At 33.3% G+C, this 22248-nt stretch carries 17 protein-coding genes and 3 tRNA genes; 13 read left to right on the top strand and 7 right to left on the bottom strand.

Annotation, left to right across the window (positions count from 1 at the left end; all coding sequences use genetic code 11):
• Position 1: 1 nt before the first annotated feature.
• Positions 2-1264 carry an AmpG family muropeptide MFS transporter gene (locus tag H3T80_RS05435; protein WP_110447430.1) on the bottom strand — a complete coding sequence of 421 codons (1263 nt, stop codon included), beginning with the start codon at positions 1262-1264 and terminating at the stop codon, positions 2-4.
• 266 nt (positions 1265-1530) lie between these two features.
• On the opposite strand from H3T80_RS05435, the gene H3T80_RS05430 reads away from it, so the two are divergent.
• The 5 genes from H3T80_RS05430 (at position 1531) to H3T80_RS05410 (ending at position 9665) form a co-directional block, all read left to right on the top strand.
• Positions 1531-2520 carry a 2-hydroxyacid dehydrogenase gene (locus H3T80_RS05430; protein WP_198201168.1) on the top strand — a complete coding sequence of 330 codons (990 nt, stop codon included), beginning with the start codon at positions 1531-1533 and terminating at the stop codon, positions 2518-2520.
• Positions 2521-2575: 55 nt separating this feature from the next.
• Positions 2576-3649: a lytic murein transglycosylase B gene (gene mltB / locus H3T80_RS05425; RefSeq protein WP_198200523.1), complete on the top strand. Its 1074-nt coding sequence runs from the start codon at positions 2576-2578 to the stop codon at positions 3647-3649.
• Positions 3650-4416: 767 nt separating this feature from the next.
• Positions 4417-5799, top strand: a complete 1383-nt coding sequence (locus H3T80_RS05420) for a hypothetical protein (RefSeq protein ID WP_198200521.1) — start codon at positions 4417-4419, stop codon at positions 5797-5799.
• A gap of 498 nt (positions 5800-6297) precedes the next feature.
• Positions 6298-7626 carry a hypothetical protein gene (locus H3T80_RS05415; protein WP_198200519.1) on the top strand — a complete coding sequence of 443 codons (1329 nt, stop codon included), beginning with the start codon at positions 6298-6300 and terminating at the stop codon, positions 7624-7626.
• Positions 7627-8321: 695 nt separating this feature from the next.
• Positions 8322-9665, top strand: coding sequence for a hypothetical protein (locus tag H3T80_RS05410; RefSeq protein WP_198200517.1), 1344 nt, complete (start codon positions 8322-8324; stop codon positions 9663-9665).
• Between the two features lie 141 nt (positions 9666-9806).
• Here H3T80_RS05410 and H3T80_RS05405 read toward each other — a convergent pair whose 3' ends face one another.
• Positions 9807-10613, bottom strand: coding sequence for a sulfite exporter TauE/SafE family protein (locus H3T80_RS05405; RefSeq protein WP_198200515.1), 807 nt, complete (start codon positions 10611-10613; stop codon positions 9807-9809).
• Positions 10614-10889: 276 nt separating this feature from the next.
• Here H3T80_RS05405 and H3T80_RS05400 point away from each other — a divergent pair, with 276 nt between their 5' ends.
• The 3 genes from H3T80_RS05400 (at position 10890) to H3T80_RS05390 (ending at position 14083) form a co-directional block, all read left to right on the top strand.
• Complete coding sequence (locus tag H3T80_RS05400; protein WP_110447437.1) at positions 10890-11309, top strand: OsmC family protein; 420 nt, start codon at positions 10890-10892, stop codon at positions 11307-11309.
• A gap of 112 nt (positions 11310-11421) precedes the next feature.
• Positions 11422-12768 carry an APC family permease gene (locus tag H3T80_RS05395; protein WP_198200513.1) on the top strand — a complete coding sequence of 449 codons (1347 nt, stop codon included), beginning with the start codon at positions 11422-11424 and terminating at the stop codon, positions 12766-12768.
• 688 nt (positions 12769-13456) lie between these two features.
• Positions 13457-14083: a LysE/ArgO family amino acid transporter gene (locus H3T80_RS05390; protein ID WP_173795321.1), complete on the top strand. Its 627-nt coding sequence runs from the start codon at positions 13457-13459 to the stop codon at positions 14081-14083.
• 36 nt (positions 14084-14119) lie between these two features.
• Here the strand turns inward: H3T80_RS05390 and H3T80_RS05385 are convergent, their stop codons facing one another.
• Positions 14120-15076, bottom strand: a complete 957-nt coding sequence (locus tag H3T80_RS05385; protein WP_198200511.1) for a tetratricopeptide repeat protein — start codon at positions 15074-15076, stop codon at positions 14120-14122.
• Positions 15077-15471: 395 nt separating this feature from the next.
• On the opposite strand from H3T80_RS05385, the gene H3T80_RS05380 reads away from it, so the two are divergent.
• Positions 15472-17433: a glycoside hydrolase family 3 protein gene (locus tag H3T80_RS05380; protein WP_198200509.1), complete on the top strand. Its 1962-nt coding sequence runs from the start codon at positions 15472-15474 to the stop codon at positions 17431-17433.
• Positions 17434-17548: 115 nt separating this feature from the next.
• Here H3T80_RS05380 and H3T80_RS05375 read toward each other — a convergent pair whose 3' ends face one another.
• The 4 genes from H3T80_RS05375 to H3T80_RS05360 form a co-directional block, all read right to left on the bottom strand.
• Positions 17549-18166, bottom strand: a complete 618-nt coding sequence (locus H3T80_RS05375) for a tetratricopeptide repeat protein (RefSeq protein WP_198200507.1) — start codon at positions 18164-18166, stop codon at positions 17549-17551.
• A gap of 464 nt (positions 18167-18630) precedes the next feature.
• Positions 18631-18706 (bottom strand) — tRNA-Lys (locus tag H3T80_RS05370).
• A gap of 16 nt (positions 18707-18722) precedes the next feature.
• A tRNA-Val gene (locus H3T80_RS05365) sits at positions 18723-18798 on the bottom strand.
• Between the two features lie 35 nt (positions 18799-18833).
• Positions 18834-18909, bottom strand: a tRNA-Val gene (locus H3T80_RS05360).
• Positions 18910-19109: 200 nt separating this feature from the next.
• Here H3T80_RS05360 and H3T80_RS05355 point away from each other — a divergent pair.
• Genes H3T80_RS05355 through H3T80_RS05340 form a run of 4 tightly spaced genes read left to right on the top strand, consistent with a single transcriptional unit; the run spans position 19110 to position 22213 of the window.
• The gene (locus H3T80_RS05355) at positions 19110-20057 is read left to right on the top strand and encodes a hypothetical protein (RefSeq protein ID WP_198200505.1); all 948 of its coding nucleotides are present in this window, start codon (positions 19110-19112) and stop codon (positions 20055-20057) included.
• Complete coding sequence (locus H3T80_RS05350; protein WP_110447443.1) at positions 20050-20523, top strand: hypothetical protein; 474 nt, start codon at positions 20050-20052, stop codon at positions 20521-20523. The genes H3T80_RS05355 and H3T80_RS05350 overlap by 8 nt, the downstream gene beginning before the upstream one ends.
• Positions 20520-20891 (top strand): hypothetical protein, encoded by a 372-nt coding sequence (locus H3T80_RS05345; protein ID WP_110447444.1) that lies wholly within the window; start codon positions 20520-20522, stop codon positions 20889-20891. The genes H3T80_RS05350 and H3T80_RS05345 overlap by 4 nt, the downstream gene beginning before the upstream one ends.
• A gap of 29 nt (positions 20892-20920) precedes the next feature.
• On the top strand, positions 20921-22213 hold the full coding sequence (locus tag H3T80_RS05340) for a secretin N-terminal domain-containing protein (protein WP_110447445.1): 1293 nt from the start codon (positions 20921-20923) through the stop codon (positions 22211-22213).
• The last annotated feature ends 35 nt before the right edge of the window (positions 22214-22248 follow it).

The following is a 22248-nucleotide window of genomic DNA, read 5'->3' as shown; positions in this document are numbered from 1 at the left end:
CCTAAGATTTTAAATTCCATGGCGCAACTTTTAATAATAACACCATACCAGGTATGGCTAGCATCGTACATAAACCGAAAAAGCTTGTCCAGCCTAAATAATCGACCATAATTCCTGTTGTCGAATTAATAAGTGTTCGAGGAATAGAGGCAATACTGGTAAATAACGCAAACTGTGTTGCAGTATATAATGGATTTGTGGTCTTAGCGATAAAAGCAACAAATGCTGCTGAGCCAAGGCCTACACCTAATGCTTCAAATCCAATGACTAATGCTAATAAAATTTTTTGATGTGTATTGATCTCATCAAAAGGCCCTTCGATCGATAACCAAGCAAAACCTAAAATAGAGATAACTTGGACAAAACCAAAACACCATAAAGCGCGATTAATTCCTATTTTTATCATTAATATACCGCCAATTAGAGCACCAAAAACACTTGGCCATAATGATGCATTTTTAGCAATCCAACCCACATCAAAACGGCTAAAGCCCATTTTTAGATAAAATGGGGTAGCTAAGGACGTTGCCATGCTGTCCCCTAATTTATATAAAAAGATAAAAGCTAAAATCAATACGGCACTTTTAACACCTTGGCGTGTAATAAATTCACTAAAAGGTTTAATAATAATTTCATCTAAACTATGAGTCTTGGGAATTTGATTGATTGGTTCTTTGACCAGTAATGTCATAATAATTGCTGGTAACATAAATAATGCAGTAATGAGAAAAACACTGTTCCAAGGTAAATAATTTGATAGTATTAATGATAGTGATCCTGGTACCAATCCGGCAATGCGATAAGCATTGGTATGGATACTGTTACCTAATCCAAGTTCTTTATCGAGTAATAATTCACGTCGAAAAGCGTCTAAAGCAATGTCTTGGGTTGCTGAAAAGAGTGCGATAATAAAACAGATATTAGCGATTAACCAAATATCTAACGTTGGAGAGAAAATACCTAAAATCGCAATCGAAAAGAGTAAAACTAGTTGTGAAATAAACATCCAACCTCGACGTCGCCCAAGTTTGAATAGAGAAATATTATCCATAAATGGCGCCCAGATAAATTTGAAAATATATGGCATCTGGGTTAAAGAGAAAATGCCAATGGTTTTTATGTTGATATCTTCGCTAGCCAGCCATGCAGGTAATAGTTGAATTAATAAATAAAAGGGCAATCCGGATGCAAAACCAGTGAAAATGCAGATTAGCATTTTTGTATTAAAAATAGTTTTGAAAATAGAATCTTGCGGATTATTCATTATTTAATATTATTGGTGAGTTTTTAGTGAGGTGCTATCATAGCATAATAATATAAAAAGTAATTGCTAAAGCCATCATAAAACGTTTTACTATAATATAGATTTGTTGATGCCCAGTTTTTTTAAGGCTAAAAAACCAATTAAATCAAATTTCAGTATTCAATGTTGTCAAAATTAGCATGTGACAATGTTTTTCAATCATCATTTAAAATAAAAAATTATATATAAAGTTACCTTAAAAGGGAGTAGCCGTTATGAAAAAAACTGTGAAAGTTGCTGTTTTTAGCAGTAAACATTACGACAGAGAACATCTAGAAATTGCAAATAAACATTTCGGATTTGAAATTGAATATTATGAACATAAATTAAGTCATAAAACGGTGGTTACTGCTGAAGGATATGATGCTGTATGTGTTTTTGTAAATGATGAAGTGGATAAACGAGTATTACAAAAATTAGCTCATTATGGAATCAAAATTTTAGCTTTGCGCTGCGCTGGTTTTGATAATGTCGATCTAGCTGAAGCTAAAAAATTAGGTATTACTGTAGTGCGTGTTCCTGCTTATTCGCCAGAGGCTGTGGCTGAACATGCTGTTGCATTAATGATGACATTAAACCGTAGAACACATAAAGCTTATCAACGTACACGTGATGCCAACTTTTCTTTAGAAGGATTGACAGGTTTTAATATGCATAATCGTACCGCTGGGGTTATTGGCACAGGTAAAATAGGTCAAGCTGTTATTCGTATTCTAAAAGGATTTGGCATGAATATTTTAGCTTATGATCCTTATCCTAATGATATCGTTGTTGAGTTAGGTGCACAGTATGTTCAGTTAGATGAACTGTATGCTAAATCAGACGTGATTACTTTACATTGTCCGATGTCACCAGAAAATTATCATTTGCTCAATAAAGAGGCATTTGACAAAATGAAAAAAGGTGTGATGATTATTAATACCAGCCGTGGTGGTTTATTAGATGCAACAGCAGCCATTGAAGCGTTAAAACAAACTAAAATTGGTGCATTAGGGATGGATGTGTATGAAAACGAACGTGATCTGTTTTTCGAAGATAAATCCAACGATGTTATTTTAGATGATGTATTCCGTCGTTTATCATCATGTCATAACGTGTTATTCACTGGTCATCAAGCATTTTTAACCCAAGAAGCATTGTTAAATATTTCCGATACAACATTAAATAATATTGCCCAAATTTCAGAAGGCAAAGAATGTCAAAATATTGTTAAATAACAAGAAATAATTTAATATGTCGCCGTTATTTTAATTAATTAAATATGGATGATTTATGCAACGTATCGTTATTTGTCTCATGATGATTTTATGGCTTGCTGCTTGTTCTAGTGGCGGTTCTTCTAAAACTCCAATGCAGAAACATCGAGGACATTCAGATGTAAAAGGTGGTGTTTATTTAGAGAAACAGCATGAACAGCCGAAACCTGATAGTGCACCTTTATCTGTTGATAAAGAAAAGTTTATTGCCATGATGGTAAAAAAACATGGTTTTAATCGTCAACAACTTCGTACAGTTTTAGAACAGACAAACAAACTTGATTGGGTAATTGGTTTAATGGATAAACAAGCACCTAAATCAGGCTCTTCAAATGTACCGAATGGCGCTTGGATTCGCTATAAAAATAAATTCATTACACCAAATAATTTGCCTAAAGGTGTTGATTTTTGGAATAAATATGATAAAGATTTACAACGAGCATATAAAGAATATGGTGTACCACCTGAAATCATCGTCGGTATTATTGGCGTTGAGACAGGTTGGGGCCGAGTAATGGGCAAAACAAAAATAATCGATGCATTATCAACGCTAGCATTCCACTATCCTAGAAGATCACAATATTTTGCTAAAGAATTGGAAGATTTTTTAATTATGTGTCGTGATGAAGGAGTGGATCCTTTTGATTTAAATGGATCATTTGCAGGTGCTATGGGATATGGTCAGTTTATGCCATCAGCATTTAGAAATCATGCGGTTGACTTTAATCATGATGGTCATATTGATTTATGGGATCCTGTTGATGCGATTGGTAGTGTGGCTAATTATTTCAAATCACATGGTTGGCAACGTAATAGAAAAGTTGCTGTAGTTGCTGATGGGCAAGCGCTTTCTCTTGATACAGGTTTTAGTACCAAATATTCAATTGAGCATTTGGCTAAATCAGGACTAAAACCGAAAAGCTCCTTAGAAGGCCATAAAGAAGTCAGTTTGTTACGTTTAGATATGGGTGATAGTTATCAATTTTGGTATGGTTTACCTAATTTTTATGTCATTACTCGTTATAATCATAGTACACATTATGCGATGGCGGTATGGCAATTAGGATTAGCGGTTAAACAAGCCAGATAGAATAATGTTAAATCATAAAACTGTAGGTCGCAATTTGCGACCTTTTTTATTAATTCTAGTGAACTCCACTCAAAAATTGAGGAGAGGGGTTTTTATAACCTGAAAATTAGTTAAATCAAAGTAAATAACTATTCTAGATGCTTGCAAAAATACTACCGATTCCCACAATATTTTATTGCTAAAAAAATAATGTTCTGAGGTTTATGTTTTTACGTTTGCTGATAATCAATAGCATTTAGGATGGAAAATATCAAAGAATGCTTTATTAGAACTTAATAAAAAAATAATTAATCATATAATGATTATTTTTGTTTAGCTGTATTAATAATAATTCTACGAAAATAAAATAATCTAGCTAAAACTTAAACTCTTTTAATAATCAAACTTAGAACGATAAAATGGTTTAAGATTATCTTAATAGCTTAGAATTAATATCGATTTATTTTGCAGCGAAACAATTGTTTTTTACAAAACTTAACAATTTTTAGGAAAAAAAATTGTTGCATAGTTTTTCCTAGTAATTATACTTTTCTCGTTTACTCACAAAAAGTGATTAGATAGATTATCATTTAGCTGTTTGAGCAAGGAAAGTTCAAATTAAACATTAAGTTACTTGACAGGATTGTCGCAATGCATTATAATTTTAACACCAAACACCAAACACCAAACCTGTAAAACCAACCTTATTTTTAAGTTTATTTTTATCAAGTCCACTCTATTTAGTTCCAGTACTATTTTTTTTATCACTTCCATTTAGTAGCCATGCTTTGACGACGAGTACAACGAATTTTATTCATGGTAATGCACCTTTTTTAACCTTTGATGATGGTCAAAGTCGCGTTACTGATATGAGTAATTTACTTGGTATCAGTTTATCTGATGGTAGAACTTATTCGCCAAATAATAATTCAGCAACCAACCCAATTGTATTGCCCGAAATGAATGAGACATTAATTAATGTTAATATGTTAGTACCAACCAATGTGGACTCAATCGCATTAAATACGCTTATTGGAGCGCCCTATAATTATTGGTGGGATGATGATGGCGATGGTCAAGGTAGTAATGGTATTGCAGTTACAGGTAATTTAACCCTTACCATTACTGATAAAAATAATAAAAAAGTACTGCGTAATACCGCATTAGATATCTGTAATGCACCTTATAAGGTCGTATTAAGTAGTGATGGTGGTACATTATCTACCCAGTATGGTGTACCTAATAGTACTAATTTTAATGCTAGTCGTGCGACTTATTACATTAATCCTAAGGCGCTGCCAAAATTATGCTTTGTTCGTCCTGAATTAAAATTTGGATCAGATAAGGAGATTAAGGGTACAGACTTTGGTGGTCCAGCTTCAATGTGGGATCCGAATAAAGGTTTTATTCCGCAGTCTACGGATCCTTCATTTTACGGTTTAAATTTCCCTACAACTGGAGCTAACAATTTGTATTTTTATTTAGAATTAGCAGGTAAAAACTCTTTATCATGGGCGAGTCCTATTTCTCGAGGTGGTATTACTGCTACCATAACACCTAATTCATCTGGTACTCGTGTTCGTGTTAAATTGACAGGTCCTTTTGCGAATGAGTCTCAATGGGGGTTAGATTCACCAGCTCGTATTACTAAACCAACATTACCACAGACATTTGAATTAGCTGGTAAAGATAGTAAAGGTAATGTAGTGGTTAAGTATGGCTTTCAAATAAAAAAATGGTTCGTTAATCGTGGAACTGTTTATCAAAACTATTCAAATACATTGTCATGGTGTAATAGTATCGGTTATCGTATCGTAAAGGTTCAGGATTTAACTAACGCATCTTGTAATGGCAAAGGTTCTGGTTCTCATTGTCAAGGTGCTGTGGGTGTTAAACCATCATCACTTAACAATAATTACCAACGTAGAATTGGAGGGGGATTGTTTTCGGAGTGGGGCTACATGAATAACTACACGGGAGCTAACTTTGACTCAGACTATCATGATAGTAATGCTCAAGGTAAGCAGAATAGTTCTAATTCAAGCATTGGCCATGCCTATTGGACAAGTGATCCTATCGGTAATGATAATTTTGTCGTATCCTCTAGTAGTGGTTATATCAATCGTTTTAGTTTGGATTATGGTCACGATGGAGTGTGTACCTATCCTTAATGATATGGAGCCTCAGAGTCCGAGCAACCAATAAATAATGGCTGCTTAAAATTCAATAGAACTGGCATATTTCTATTTTGATTTAGGCGAGATTAAATTTTGAGGAACGGTGTTTTTAGATACAAAGATCTTTAAAATCTAAAATCACCACAATATCATGTACCAATAGTAATTTCATTAATATACTAATTGAGTATATTTACAAAAGTTAACATTTTTTAGAAAAAAATTGTTGCATAGTTTTTCCCAGTAATTATACTCTTTCCGTTCACTACAAAAAGTGATTAGATAGATTATTATTTAGCTGTTTGAGCAAGGAAAGTTCAAATTAAACATTAATTTAATTGACAGGATTGTCGCAATGGATTATAATTTTAACACCAAACACCAAACACCAAACCTGTAAAACTAACCTTATTTTCAAGTTTATTTTTATCAAGTCCACTCTATTTAGTTTCAGTACTATTTTTTTTATCACTTCCATTTAGTTGCCACGCTTTGACGACGAGTACAACGAATTTTATTCATGGTAATGCACCTTATTTAACTTTCGATGATGGCCAAACTCACGTTACTGATATGAGTAATTTACTTGGTATCAGCTTATCTGACGGTAGAACTTATTCGCCAAATAATAATTCAGCGACCAATCCGATTGTATTGCCGGATATAAATGAGACATTAATTAATGTTAATATGTTAGTACCAACCAATGCGGACTCAATCGCATTAAATACACTTATTGGAGCGCCCTATAATTATTGGGGGGATGATGATGGCGATGGTCAAGGTGGTAATGGTATTGCAGTAACAGGTAATTTAACCCTCACCATTACTGATAAAAATAATCAAAAAGTACCGCGTAATACCGTTTTAGATATTTGTAATGCACCTTATAAAGTCGTATTGAGTAGTGATGATGGTACATTATCTACCCAATATGGTGTGCCTAATAGTACTAATTTTAATGCTAGTCGTGCGACTTATTACATTAATCCTAAAGATCGTCCAAAGACCTGTTTTGCTAGGCCAATATTAACATATGGTTCAAATACTGAGATTAGTGACATAGACTTTCGCGGTCCGGCTTCAATGTGGGATCCAAGTAGAGGTTTTATTGTGCAGTCTAGGGATCCATCATCTTATGGTTTGAATTTCCCAACAACTGGTGCTAATAATCTATATTTTGATTTAGATATTGGTGGTGTAGGGCCATTGAGATGGGATCCGGTTACTCACGATGGAATAACCGCGACCATGACGCCGAACTCCTCCGGTACCACTGTTCGTGTTACACTCACTGGTCCTGTTGCTAACGAAGCCCAATGGCAATCAGATTCTCCTGGTATTATATATAGACCTTCATTACCTCAGACATTCGAGTTGGTTGGTAGAGATAGTTTAGGTAATGCAATTATTAAATATGGTTTTCAATTAAAGCAATGGTTTATCAATCGAGGCGTTAACAAATACATTTATGAAAGTACTTCTTCATGGTGTAGTAATATAGGTTATCGTATTCCTACAGTAAAAGATTTAACTAATTCAGTTTGTGAGGGTATATGGAGTCACTCTCGTTGTAAGGATATGGAAGGTGGGATGCCTCCTTCCTCCGGTAATCATTACCAACGCACAATAGGGGCAGGATTTTTTTCTGAATGGGGATTCATGTATTATTACACGGACGCTAATTTTGGTCATAGTGATTACTATTGGACGAGTGAACTTGGGGGTAACGAACGGTTAGATGTTAGCTCTGATGGTGGGCATGTGTTTTGGGCTGGTTATTCATCTTACAGTGTTTATGGTATTTGCTTATTACCTTAGTTATCAATTCTAGGTTTGATAAGTAATATAGTAAAAATAGAATCAAATAGAATTATTCGAGTTTAAGATAAATAAAATTATCATATGGATAGATGATCGTACCGGTAATGATAATTTTGTCGTTCTCGCTAGTAGTGGTTATATTAATCGTTTTAGTTTAGATTATAGTCACGATGGAGTGTGCACCTATCCTTAATGGTATGGAGCCTCAGAGTCCGAGCAACCAATAAATAATGGCTGCTTAAAATTCAATAGAACTGGCATATTTCTATTTCGATTTAGGGTGATTAAATTTTGAGGAACGGTGTTTTTAGATACTAGGATCTTTAAAATCTAAAATTACATGAAATATCATGTACCAATAGTAATTTCATTGAAACACTAATTAAGTATATTTACAAAAGTTAACATTTTTTAGAAAAAAATTGTTGCATAGTTTTTCCTAGTAATTATACTTTTCTCGTTTACTCACAAAAAGTGATTAGATAGATTATTATTTCGCTATTTGAGCAAGGAAAGTTCAAATTAAACATTAAGTTACTTGACAGGGTTGTCGCGATGCATTATAATTTTAACACCAAACACCAAACACCAAACCTGTAAAACCAACCTTATTTTTAAGTTTATTTTTATCAAGTCCACTCTATTTAGTTCCAGTACTATTTTTTTTATCACTTCCATTTAGTAGCCATGCTTTGACGACGAGTACAACGAATTTTATTCATGGTAATGCACCTTATTTAACTTTCGATGATGGTCAAACTCGCGTTACTGATATGAGTAATTTACTTGGTATCAGCTTATCTGATGGTAGGACTTATTCGCCAAATAATAATTCAGCAACCAACCCAATTGTATTGCCCGAAATGAATGAGACATTAATTAATGTCAATATGTTAGTACCAACCAATGTGGACTCAATCGCATTAAATACGCTTATTGGAGCGCCCTATAATTATTGGTGGGATGATGATGGCGATGGTCAAGGCAGTAATGGTATTGCAGTGACTGGTAATTTAACGCTCACTATTACTGATAAAAATAATAAAAAAGTACTGCGTAATACCGCATTAGATATTTGTAATGCACCTTATAAAGTGGTATTGAGTAGTGATGGTGGTACATTATCTACCCAGTATGGTGTACCTAATAGTAGTGATTTTAGTGGTGGTAGTGCGACTTATTATATTAATCCTAAAGATCGTCCAAAGGTCTGTTTTGCGAAACCTACATTGAGATATGGTTCAGATACTGAGATTAGTGGTATAGACTTTCGTGGTCCGGCTTCAATGTGGGATCCGAATAAAGGTTTTATTGTGCAGTCTAGGGATCCATTATCTTATGGTTTGAATTTCCCAACGACTGGTGCTAATAATCTATATTTTGATTTAGATATTGGTGGTGTAGGGCCATTGAGATGGGATCCGGTTACTCACGATGGAATAACCGCTACCATGACGCCGAACTCCTTCGGTACCACTGTTCGTGTTACACTCACTGGTCCTGTTGCTAACGAAGCCCAATGGCAATCAGATTCTCCTGGTATTATATATAGACCTTCATTACCTCAGACATTCGAGTTGGTTGGTAGAGATAGTTTAGGTAATGCAATTATTAAATATGGTTTTCAATTAAAGCAATGGTTTATCAATCGAGGTAATAAAAGTTCTAATTATAGTTTAGCATTATCATGGTGTAACAGTATTGGTTACAGTGTACCTCAAGTTAAGGATTTAACTAATGCGGTTTGTTCAGGGCCATGGAGTGGTGATAACTGTCAGGGTGCTATCGGAGCCATACCTTCATCTACTGGTAATTACTACCAGCGTCGAATAAATGCTGGATTTTTTACTGAATGGGGATACCTAACCAACTACATTGGTGCGGGTACAGGTCACTATTATTTGTATTGGACTAGAGATCAATCAGGAAGTGAGCAGTTTATTGTTTACCCGTATGGAGGGGATGTTTATATGTACAATCCAGCTATTGACTTTTACGAACCCTACAGTTTTTATGCTCTGTGTACTTCATCTTAGTTGTTGTTTATTGAATCGAGATTGAATAACTAAAATAGAGTCACGTAAAATTATTCTTGTTTAGGATAAATAGAGAAGTCATATTAACCGCTCTAAATAAGAGCGGTTAATATTTTTGAGAACAGGGATTTTAAGTATAAATTAAGAAACGATTAGTTTGACTGAAATTAATAATAAGAAGATACCAAAATATCTAATTAGTTTATTTATTGATAATTTTTGAGCAATTTGAACTCCGACTTTTGCCATGGGTATGCTAGCTAACATAATTGATAATACTGCGGGTAAATAGACGAAACCCAAACTGTATTCTGGCAGTTCTTTGATATTCCATCCAGCAATGATATAACCAATAGTACCACCTAAGGCTACAGGTAAGGTAAATGCCGCAGAAGTACCGATCGCTTTTCGCATATCCACGCCGCATTTCTTTAAAAAAGGTACCACTAACACACCACCACCTACACCAACTAATGCGGCGAATACACCAATTAATCCGCCGATGAAGATATAGATTGTGTTAGGTAATAATGTCGCTTGGCTATTTTGTTTTTTCGCAACTTTTCCAGTTTTTAGAATAAATTTACTGCCAGTATAAATGAGGAAAACAATAAAAATCCATTTGAGCCAAATACCGGGAATATAAGGTGTCATGTAGGATCCGCCAATAGTGCCAATAATGCAACCTAATACCATCTTTTTTAAGATCGACCAGACAATATTATTATTTTTATTCTGAACCCAACTTGATGATAAGCTAGTACCAATGATCGTTGCTAAAGATGAGGCCACTGCGATATGGTTTATCCATTGCCCACCATGACCAAAATAATCGAGTAGCATAAGTAATGCTGGCACAATTAATGCTCCACCACCAATACCGAACATACCCGCAAGTAACCCAGCCAATGCGCCTATACAAAGCAAGATAATAAATTCAACAATCATACTCTATCCTTAAGTTGTGCTTTCATAAAACTAATTATTTGATTATTTAATAGTTATAATAAGTTTTTTGGCAAGTCTATTTAAAATAGTATTGGTTATGTACTATGGCAATATTGTACTGAGGCTAGCTAAAAATACTAGTAGCTAGTTAATTATTGATGACTTATATCAGAAAAAATAATTCAAAAGATGACATATCGTTTAAAAAGACTTATGTTATTTAGCAATTAATATGAATAAATATGTTTAGTTAATTTTTGATGAAAGGGGAAAATAATGAAAGATCGTTTGAAATGGATTGATGAGTTTGGTTTTTTAGCTGAAACCGCAAGTGGGCACTCCTTAGTAATGGATGGCGGTATTGAACATGGTGGTCGAAACCGTGGTGCGAGACCTATGGAGCTTTTGTTACATGGTGCTGCAGGTTGTATGGCTTACGACATTATTGCTATTTTGAAAAATAATAAAAAGGATGTTCGAGATCTTTGGATCGACATTGATAAAACTCAAGCCACCTCTTCGCCAAAAGTGTATACCTCAATTAATTTTCATATTGTAATTACTGGTAATAATATCGATAACGAGGCTGTTGAAAAGGCGATTAAACTTGCATCTGAAAAATATTGTAGTGCTTCAATTATGTTAGGTAAGACAGCCAAAATGTCCTACACTTATGAAATAAGGGATCATGTTTAATAACTTTTTTATAACTGATAGTTATAAATAAATAACCAGCTGATATTAGTCTGAATTGCATTAATCCTTTAAGATTTCATCCTTTATCAGGAAGAAAACAACGAGAGTGATTATGCAACAATTAAGTAAAAATATGCGGTTTCGAGATTTAGTTATTTTGGGATTGCTTTTTATTGGCCCCGCAGCTCCAGTAGGGCTATTTGGAGTTTTAGATGTTATAAGCGATGGTGCCATTGCACTAGTTTATATTGTTGCGACTTTTGTGATGGCGTTTACGGCATTTTCTTATGCAAGAATGTCAAATGCTTTGCCCCATGCAGGCGCTGTATATGCTTATTGTTCTATTGGTATTCATCCTAATGCTGGATTTCTTGTAGGTTGGTTACTTCTACTAGACTATCTGTTTATTCCTGCTGTTGCCTATTTGTTTAGTGGTATTTCATTAAATGCCTTAATTCCAGAAGTTCCTGTTTGGATATGGACCTGTTTTGCAGTAGTTATCACTACCATGCTTAATTTAATTGGTGTTAAAAAATCGGCTAGAATCACATTAGTTATCTTAGTCGTTGAGATTGCAGTCCTGTTTGCTGTGCTTTTAGTTGGTATTTGGATTATTACCACGCATGGAACTAAACAAGATTGGCTTACTCCGTTTATTGGTGGTGAGTTATTTAATTGGAGTAGCCTTTTTAATGCGGTCTCTATTGCTGTGCTTTCTTATTTAGGGTTCGATGCTATAGCAACTTTTTCAGAAGAACACAGTGGTAAGCGAAACTTAGTAAGTAAAGCTATTATTAGCTGTTTAATTCTTGCTGGTTGTTTATTTGTAATACAAATTTATATTGGAGCTTTACTTAATCCTTATGATAGCGAATATTTACGTAACCATCCTGAGCTACAAGGCAAAGCTTATTATAATATAGTTAATAATGAAATTAATTTATGGTTAGGATGGTCTCTTAGTTTAATGAAAGCTGTCGGGGCATCGTTTGCCGCTATGGTCGGTCAAGCTGCGGCAAGTCGTCTATTATTTAGTATGGGGCGAGATAAAAGATTACCTGCTTTTTTTGCTAAGATTGGTAAGAAAAGTGGTGTGCCTTCGAGAGCAATTTTATTTTCTGCATTGTTTAATCTATTGTTGGTATTTATTGCTGCCAATCATGCTAAGGGATTACCAATGTTAGTTTCATTTGTCGATGTTGGTGCTTTATGTGCATTTATAATGTTACATGTATCAGTAATAGGTTATTTTAAATTTAAAAAACGTTCGAATGGTTGGCGAGCTAATTTATTTGATATTTTAATCCCTATTATTGGCATTGTCGTATTGTTACCTGTGTTGTTACATATTGATAATTATGCAAAAATTATTGGTGGTATTTGGTTAATTATAGGAGTGATTATTCTTATTTTAAGTAAAAATCAAGGCCAAATCGGTTGGTTAGAAGCAAATAAATAATCAAGATTTTGTTTAATCATTTTAGATGCAAAATTTTTTATAAAATCTGAAAAAATTGTCTGTTATATCTATTTAGCACGGCAATTTACTTTTTGCTATTTTTTGGGGTTAATGGTAATTTTTTATTGATGAGCAAGAGTATTGATGACAGCTAAATGATAATTATGGATATTCATCTTCTATTTAATGCTTTATTGTTGCTGTGTTAATGTTTAATCAAGCTGTTAGTTGTCTGAATTTATAACGGATAAAATGTTTTAAAAGCATTTTTAAGCCAAAAAATTTGAGGAAAGGGTTTTTTTAACCTCTTCCTCAAGTAATCATAAGTTTTACTGTAACGAATAACAGGAAGATAGCAAAATAGTTAATCAGTTTCTTTATTGATAGTTACCTTGCAATTTATCTAACAATGTTTGCTATAAGCTTAATAGAAAATACTACCGTTTTTACCAATCTACAAATAAGCTGATAATTGTATTTGTGCTAAATAAGATAATAAACTCAAAGATAATAAAACTTTCTTGTGTACTTTTTTAATTAATCATATTTTGATTAGTTAACTTATAGATTTTTAATAATTAATAATTGTATCACTGTTTTTTTATAAAGGATGCATAATCATTGTTGTTTTAATAGTTATACTCATAACCTTTTTGTATAATGCTTCTTATTTACGATGTTAAGTTCAATGCTGACAGAAATATTACGTGGCTCGATGATTTCGGCAAGTTTGATTATAGCTATTGGTGCACAAAATTTGTTTGTACTTAAACAGGGGTTATTAAAAAATCATATCTTTTTTGTCGCTGGTATTTGTTTTATCTGTGATTTTACTTTGATGGCTATCGGTATTTGGGGAGTCGGAGCATTTATTAGTCGTAATCCTATCATAACCGACGTGCTTGCCATTTTAGGCGCTTTATTTTTGATTTGGTATGGATTTAATGCCTGCAAGAGTGCAATACAAGGTAACAGCACTATGCAAATTGATTCTACTCAGCAACAAAAGAATGCATTAACTAAGGTTATATTGTCTACTTTGGCTGTTACTTTACTTAATCCCCATGTTTATTTAGATACAATTGTAATTGTTGGTGGTATAGCTGGCACTTTATCAACTGAGCAAAAATGGGCATTTTTAATTGGTGCTGTTTGTGTTTCTTTTATTTGGTTTTTTGGTATTGGTTACGGTGCTAGGTTACTTATACCATTATTTAAACAAAAAAGAATGTGGGTTATATTGGACTCAATTGTAGGCGTCGTAATGTTCTATATTGCTTACCGACTTATTTTTTATGTTATTTATGGCAGTTGAATGTTGTTAATTTCCCCACAACATTCAACTTGAAAATTAATTAGCATTAGCTTGAGTACAACTATCTTCATAACCATTTTGGCAAGCTAGATAATAATAATGTTTGGCTCGTTCTGGATCTTTATCAACTCCCAGCCCTTGTTCATAGATAATTGCTAACATGTATTGGGAGCCTGCTTCGTTTTGAGCGGCTGCAAACTCAAATGATTTTCTGGCTTTGGTATAGTCTTGCTTAAAATAAGTACCTTCATAGAAAAATAAGCCTAAATTGTATTGTGCTAATGGTGATCCTTGTTTGGCAGCTTCGATATCCAATTTTACACCTTTAGCCAAATCTTTGGTTAGTCCAGCATAACCATTGTAGTACATTATAGCCAAATTATGCTTTGCATGACGATCACCACCTTTTGCAGCTATTTCATAATATTTTCTTGCTTTAAATTCATCTTTTTCAACACCACGACCATTTGCATAAAGAACGCCTAAATTATAAGTTGCTTGCATATTTCCTTGTTGTGCGGCTTTTTCATACCATTCTCTAGCTTTGACAAAGTCTTGATAAAAACCACTATCATCTATATTTTTTTCAATTCCTTTGTATGTCTTTTGGGGTTCGGCTTCTTCATATAGAACACCAAAGTAAAATTGACCGATGGGATCTCCACTTAATGCTGATTCTTCAATCAGTTCTTTACCTTTTTGTTTATTTTTATCAATTCCATAACCAAAAAAGTACATTGAACCCAAAACTGCTTGTGCACTCATATGATGTTGTTCTGTTGCTTTTTCAAACCATTCCTTTGCCTTGGTAAAATCTTGTTTAACTCCTTCACCCTTTAGATACATGCGGCCTAAATAGAATTGAGCTTCAGCATCATTTTGCTGCGTTGCTTTTTTATATTGCTCATCAAAAAAAGCCTCAATATTTTCAACTGCAAAGCTGGTATTTATTGCAAATAAAAATAAGCTAATCATTACTATTAATCTGGTCACTGTTTCACCTTATTTGTCCCTAAAATTTAATATTTATTGTTACTAAATACATTTATATATGGATCTTTAATAAACTAATTGGCATTAAAAATTATTACCATTACATGTATAACTAGAATATGCTGAAATTATCTAATAATAACTTGATATTTATCACAATTATAATATTTTTTGTTTATAACAAAAGTAAGTTTTTAATATTATGCTAATTTATAAATTTGGATTGTTACTGTTTAGTTGACATAACTATTCGGGCAAAACCTAAACATCTTACTCAATGAGGTGTTTAGGTTTTTTTGCTTTAAGAAAGCCAAATATATTAACAACTAGGGAATATCAGTTTTAGCGGGTATGCAAAATTAATTGGATACTGAGTAAATAGACAAGGGGTTCTTATGACAAATAAACTAGTGAAATTAGCATTATTGGTTAGTGCGGCTTTGGCTGTTGGTCAAGCAGTTGCTATTGAGCAGGTTGAGATTAAAAGTCATCAATTAAAGAAAATTGTAATTGATAATCTCGAATTTAAAGACTTTGATAAAGATGGCAAATTGTCTCCTTTTGAAGATTGGCGTTTGTCGCCTGAAGTTCGTGCTAAAGATCTACTTAGCAAATTGTCGTTAGAAGAAAAAGCAGGGCTGATGATGCATGGTAATGCCAAAAGTTTAGGCGATGAGCTTGGTCATGGAGATAAGTATAATTTAGAAGAAATTAAACAGTTAGTGCTTGATGATAAGGTAAATAGTTTAATTACTCGTTTAGAAGTGAATCCAAAAGATTTTGCTGAGCAAAATAATCAATTACAACAAATTGCAGAGTCCTCTCGTCTGGCTATTCCTCTGACCATTAGTGTTGATCCGCGAAACACTTTCTATTATGGCAATAAAGTAACGAGTAACGCTGGATTTAGCCAATGGCCAGGAACATTAGGTATGGCTGCGATTGGTAACGAGTCTATTATAAATGAGTACGGAAACATTATTCGACAAGAGTATCGTTCACTAGGGGTAACTCAGGCTTTATCTCCCATGGCAGATTTGGGAACCGAACCACGTTGGTCTCGTTTTGAAGGTACATTTGGCGAAGATCCAATGCTAAGTAAAAGTATGGTGCGAGGTTATATTTCAGGTATGCAAAATGGCAAACTTGGCTTAAATTCACAAAGTGTGGCTGCCGTCGTTAAACATTGGGTTGGTTATGGTGCTGCAGAAGAGGGGTTAGATAGTCATAACTCTTATGGTAAATATGCACTCTATACTCATAAAAACAGTTTAGAACAACATATCATACCATTCACTGGCGCATTTGAGGTCAATGTAGCTGCAATTATGCCGACTTATTCTATTTTAAAAAATGCCCAATTAAATGATCATAAAATTGAACCTGTCGGCGGAGGTTTTAATCGCTATTTATTGAAAGATCTATTAAGAGATACTTATCAATTTAAAGGGGTGATTATTAGTGATTGGAATATTACAAAAGATTGTAATGAAGTTTGTATCAACGGTAACCCACCTGATATAGCGCCTAAAGCGGAAGGAATGCCATGGGGAGTAGAAGATCTCACTGTTGAGCAACGTTTTATTAAAGCTATTCAAGCCGGTATTCAACAATTTGGTGGAGTGAGTGATAGCTCTGTTATTGTGTCAGCTGTAAAAAACAATAAACTGGATGAAAAAACTATTGATAGTGCAGTTTTAGCAATCTTGACGCAAAAATTTGCTTTAGGACAATTTGAAAATCCTTATGTTGATCCTACTGAAGCAAGCCGTTTTGTTGGTAATCAAGATTTCCAAAAAGTTGCTGATAAAGCGCAATTTGATTCATTGGTTTTATTAGAAAATAAAGATAAGATTCTGCCATTGAAATCCAGTAGTAAAGTCTATTTATATGGTTTTACTGAGGATGCTAAAAACTCCTTAAAAGGTAAAATTACTATTGTTGATAAATTGGATCAAGCTGATGTGGTTGTTGCTAGAGTTAATGCGCCTTATGAACAAAAACATAAAAATTACTTCTTTGGTGCAAGATATCATGAAGGTTCATTAGAATATACTGCTGATGATAAAGATATAAAATTTATTAATGAAGCAAGTAATAAACATCCCGTTGTTGTCACTGTTTATTTAGATAGACCGGCAGTTTTAACTCCAGTAAAACAAATAGCAAATGCAGTGGTTGCAAATTTTGGTGTAAATGATGATGTGTTATTTAAACGTTTATTAGATAGTAAACCATTCAGCGCTAAATTACCATTTGCATTACCAGACTCAATGGATAGTGTTATAAAACAATCTTCTGATTTAGCAAACGATATGCAGGCATTATATCCATTAGGTTATGGTTTAACGCTTTAAGTCGTCTATTTTGTGCTATTGAATTATGTTAAGGCAATAGCACAATTATTATTTTCAGTGGAGTTTTTAACTATAAATAAGCAATAAATTAAAAAATATGATAATTTTTTCAACATTAACTACATCCACAATCAACACTGCTAGTTTTTTGTTTTTTTGCTTGATTATTTTTCTTGATAATTGCTTGAACTTTTTTGGAAACTACTGATAAATGGTCTTTAGAGTCTAAATAGTTTTGTTCTGCGGCTTTAGCAAACCATTGTTTCGCTTTAAAATAATTCTGTTTAACACCGGTGCCTTTATAATACATAGTTGCTAAAGTATATTGTGCTACAGGATCTCCTTTTTGTGCTGCTTTAGTATCCCATTCAATACCCTTTAGATAATTTTGCTTAGTACCTTGTCCGTTATAATACAACATAGCTAAACTATGTTGAGCGCCAATATGCCCTTGTTTAGCTGCTTTTTCAAACCATTCTTTTGCTTTGCTATAATCTGGTTCAGTTTTTTGTTCGGGTTCATCAATTGCCCCTTGTTCAATACCTTTAAATATCCGTTTTTTAACTGTATAACCATTAAAATACATTATTCCAACATGATATTGAGCCTCAGGATCATTTTGTTCTGTAGCTTTTTGATATTCACTTTCAAAATTTAATTCAGGTTGTTCATCAGCAAAAGCCGAACCATAAGTGAACAAACCTAATGATAGGATTAGAATTAATTTTTTCATTATATACCCAGTAATTTTATTACTGTAAAAAGACTGTAGCGAATTTATTCGTTATAGATAAATCTATTGTCGTTATGTAATTTAGCTATTTTATAAGCAAGTTTACAAAAGTATCAATAGTTTTCTTTTGGTTAGTAAAATGTTGGGTCGTGAGCTAGATTATTCGGCACATCGTGTGCCTCACCCTTTCAGGGCCAACACTTTGTGTTGTTCAAATTCGTTCCAGACGAATTTGTCGAACGCTAGCGTTCTCATCGCTAAGTAATTTATCTCTGTAATGGAATAGGTGAAAGAGAAAAAAAGTGGTGGGTCGTGAACTAGATTATTCGGCACATCGTGTGCCTCACCCTTTCAGGGCCAACACAAGTGTTGTTCAAATTCGTTCCAGACGAATTAGTCGAACGCTAGCCGTTCTTATCGCTAAATAATTTATTCGTAATGGAGTAAGTGAAAAAGAAAAAAAATGGTGGGTCGTGAGCGATTCGAACGCTCGACAAACGGATTAAAAGTCCGCTGCTCTACCGACTGAGCTAACAACCCATTAAGATAGTAAAAGTGGTGGGTGATACCGGGTTCGAACCAGTGACCCCCTCCTTGTAAGGGAGGTGCTCTCCCAACTGAGCTAATCACCCCAAGTGTTTTATTTCTAAAACATCACGGTAAGAATTGGTGGGTGATACCGGGTTCGAACCAGTGACCCCCTCCTTGTAAGGGAGGTGCTCTCCCAACTGAGCTAATCACCCTTACCGTGTGGATGTGCATTATAAGGCACGTCTTATTTCAGTCAACCTTTTTTTTTAAATTTTCTTAAAATTGACCCTGTTCGGTTTAATTTTAGACATTTTTTGGATGATACTTCGCAAATATGCATATTGTTGGCTTATATCCAGCTAATTATGATTATGATTTTTGATATCACCAATCAACATTATTTAAGATACATATGATGGTTTTTAATAAAAAATGTGCTGTTATTACAATCGAACCAGAAATATTACGCTATCAAGTGGTAACTGTTAAAGCCCTTAACGGACATTCTAATAATGAAAATTTAGCTGATATTCCTTATCAAAACTCGACTGATATTGAGCAACTGATACAAATTTTAAAAAAACAGCAGCCAAAATTAACCGCAATAGCACTGAATTTAAGCCAAAGTTACGTTCAGTTTCAGAAAACGGCTTATCCTGAGGTGAAATTAAATTCAGCAGAATTAACTTTATATATAAAAGCAATAATCAATAAACTATTTCAATTACCGGCAAACAATATGTTTTTCGATTTTGTGTCATTAGCAGGCCCTCAAAAAACTATTATGATTGCTATTTGTGATAGTGATGCAGCCAATTATTGGATAGATTTATCCAAAAAGCATGGTTTAACTTTGCTTTCTATTAATAGTAAGTTGGAAAATATAAGATTTAATTTTTTACCGTGGCGCCAGCAAAAAGCAAGGCAGCATCAGTTTCAATTACTACTTTTCATGGTTAGCTTCATTGGTTTACTGAGTTGTTTCTTCTTTTATCTTTTACTTGATGGCCAAACTACATTTACTCAATATTCGAAACAGCTATCAACACAACAAGTGCTAGAACAGCAATTGTCTGCTCAATTAGCAAGTTTTATTCCTAGTCCTTCACCTAGTCAAAAACAGATTCAACAATCGCTACAAATGTTTGCAGAAATGCTGCCAGAGACAATTTGGTTAAGATTGTATGAATATGAAGCACAGCATATAAAAATTATCGGTCAAAGTATTAATTATGTCGATATTATTAATTTTAATCAGCAACTTTTATTCAGTCATGAGGTAAATAGTAGCTTGGTAAAAAATATCGAAAATAGTGGAGATAGTTTGTTGTTTCAACTGGATATTGAATTAAATGAATAATGATTTTTTTTATAGACCTATTTGGCAACAATACTTAATCAGCTTTTTGCTACCTTCAATTGTGTTTTTCATTTGTTATCAGTTTTTTATTCAAGAACTAAAACAACAAACAGAGATGCAAATTACGATATATGAAGAAAAGAAAACGGCAATTAAATTACTTCAATCAAAAATTGAACGTTATCAATCTGCTAAAAAAAGTTCGTTAACTTTACTAACAGAACTTGAGTTTGCTAAAGCAATCAAACGTAATCAATTGCACTTAACTTCCTTTAAATATGAGAAAAATGAATTGTCAAGTTATTGGCATATTGAGCTACGAGGGCAGTTTATTAATTTTATGCAATTTATTAGTGAGTTAAATGACAATTTTTATTATTTAAATTTTCAGAATTTTACTATTGATAAGCAAGATACTTATTTGCAAATTAAATTTAACATATTGATTAAAAGGGATATTAAATGAATTATTATCTTATTATCAGTTATTTTTTATTAATGATTTATTGTTTTAATGTTAATGCAGATATTCATTTAACAAGGGATCCTTTTTTACAAACTATTAATTTTAGTTGTCAGGAGCAGACAGATCTCCTTAATAAACAGATCCAAGTTTGGCAATATAAAGGTTATATCCAACGCATAGAGAACCATTACCAACAATTATGGCTTTTTTCTGAAAATAATTGGTTAGCAATTACTGATAATACCGTACCGCATATTTTGTTTCCATGGACTGTAAGTGCTGTATTAGACGATAAACTTTTATGGCAAGCAAGTTTACCTAACTATTGTAATCATACTGTGTTATGGACAATGCCTTTGACAAAATAAGTGACTATTATAGTTTAAGGATATAATTAATGTTTAAAATTAGCCAAATATTAAAAAGTTTAGCAAAAAAATATTTAAATATTGTTATTTTAGTTATGCTTTTTTCTATGTCATGTTGGGCAAATCCTAAAACTTTATCAAGCGCTGAATCGGACGATCTAATTTCTATAAATTTTTATCAAACAGACATTGCTATAATTTTGCAAGCACTTGCTGACAATAAACAGATGAACTTAGTTATGGTCGATGATTTGTCAACCAAACAAACCATTAAACTGCAAAATGTTAAATGGCAAAAAGCATTAACAGTTGTTTTAAATTCTGCAAATTTACGCGCTGAAATTGACGATAATATCTTATTTATATCAAAAGCTGTTGATCCAGAGGTGTTGCTTCAAAAAAAATTACTAGAACAAAAAGAGTTGCAATTAAATAAGCCATTAAATTTGCTGACTATTCCAGTTAATCATGCCGACCTTAATAATCTAGTTGAAACTATTCAATCACAAGGATTATTATCTGAACGAGGAAAAGCGATTATCGATAAAAGAACTAACTCAATCATTATTACCGATATGTCTACACAATTTTCCAATATCAAAAAATTAGCTAAAAGTTTGGATCAGCCAATTCCTCAAGTGCATATTTCGGCTCATATTGTCACAATGAATAAGCAAAGTATGGATGAGTTAGGTATAAAGTGGGGATATACTGGGCACTCATCACAAGTATTAAGTAAGTTTGATGTTGACTTTGGTGTCACCAATGCAGCATCTTCTGTCGGTTTCAATTTAGCAAAACTTTCCGGTAGTTTGTTAAATCTTGAACTTTCGGCATTAGAATCAGAAAACCAGTTAGAAATTATAGCAAGTCCGAATTTGTTAACGGCAAATCAAAATATGGCTTCAATAAAGCAAGGTACAGAAATTCCTTATGAAGTTTCAAATGGTGGTAATGGAGCTACATCTATTGAATTTAAACAAGCTGTATTAGGTTTAGAGGTTACCCCAAAAATTATTGCTAACGATCAAATGATATTAGATTTATATATTACGCAAAATACGGCTGGTCGTTCAATAAAGCGACGTGATGGGGGCGAAGCGTTAGCTATTGAAACACAGGAAATTAGAACGCAAGTCAAAATTAAAAGTGGCGAAACTGTTGTATTAGGTGGAATTTTCCAACAAATTAATAATGTTAGTAAAAATAGTGTTCCAGGCATTAGCAATGTACCCATTATCGGTAATGCTTTTAAAAATAAAACAAAAAAACAACAAAAACGAGAATTAGTTATCTTTATTACTCCGCAATTAGTTGAGTAAATAGCCATGGAGTTGTATCATACTCAATCTTATTT

Source organism: Gilliamella sp. W8145, from assembly GCF_016101145.1.
GTDB classification, from domain to species: Bacteria; Pseudomonadota; Gammaproteobacteria; order Enterobacterales; family Orbaceae; genus Gilliamella; species Gilliamella apis_A.
Note: the sequence above shows the minus strand (reverse complement) of the source record. Positions and strands in the feature narration are given on the sequence as shown.

Coding starts and splice junctions, on each gene's coding strand:
- H3T80_RS05375 (WP_198200507.1), bottom strand. CDS start 18,166: ATGAAAAAATTAATTCTAATCCTATCATTAGGTTTGTTCACTTATGGT.
- H3T80_RS05350 (WP_110447443.1), top strand. CDS start 20,050: ATGAATAATGATTTTTTTTATAGACCTATTTGGCAACAATACTTAATC.
- mltB (WP_198200523.1), top strand. CDS start 2,576: ATGCAACGTATCGTTATTTGTCTCATGATGATTTTATGGCTTGCTGCT.
- H3T80_RS05380 (WP_198200509.1), top strand. CDS start 15,472: ATGACAAATAAACTAGTGAAATTAGCATTATTGGTTAGTGCGGCTTTG.
- H3T80_RS05355 (WP_198200505.1), top strand. CDS start 19,110: ATGATGGTTTTTAATAAAAAATGTGCTGTTATTACAATCGAACCAGAA.
- H3T80_RS05390 (WP_173795321.1), top strand. CDS start 13,457: ATGCTGACAGAAATATTACGTGGCTCGATGATTTCGGCAAGTTTGATT.
- H3T80_RS05405 (WP_198200515.1), bottom strand. CDS start 10,613: ATGATTGTTGAATTTATTATCTTGCTTTGTATAGGCGCATTGGCTGGG.
- H3T80_RS05435 (WP_110447430.1), bottom strand. CDS start 1,264: ATGAATAATCCGCAAGATTCTATTTTCAAAACTATTTTTAATACAAAA.
- H3T80_RS05400 (WP_110447437.1), top strand. CDS start 10,890: ATGAAAGATCGTTTGAAATGGATTGATGAGTTTGGTTTTTTAGCTGAA.
- H3T80_RS05345 (WP_110447444.1), top strand. CDS start 20,520: ATGAATTATTATCTTATTATCAGTTATTTTTTATTAATGATTTATTGT.
- H3T80_RS05395 (WP_198200513.1), top strand. CDS start 11,422: ATGCAACAATTAAGTAAAAATATGCGGTTTCGAGATTTAGTTATTTTG.
- H3T80_RS05340 (WP_110447445.1), top strand. CDS start 20,921: ATGTTTAAAATTAGCCAAATATTAAAAAGTTTAGCAAAAAAATATTTA.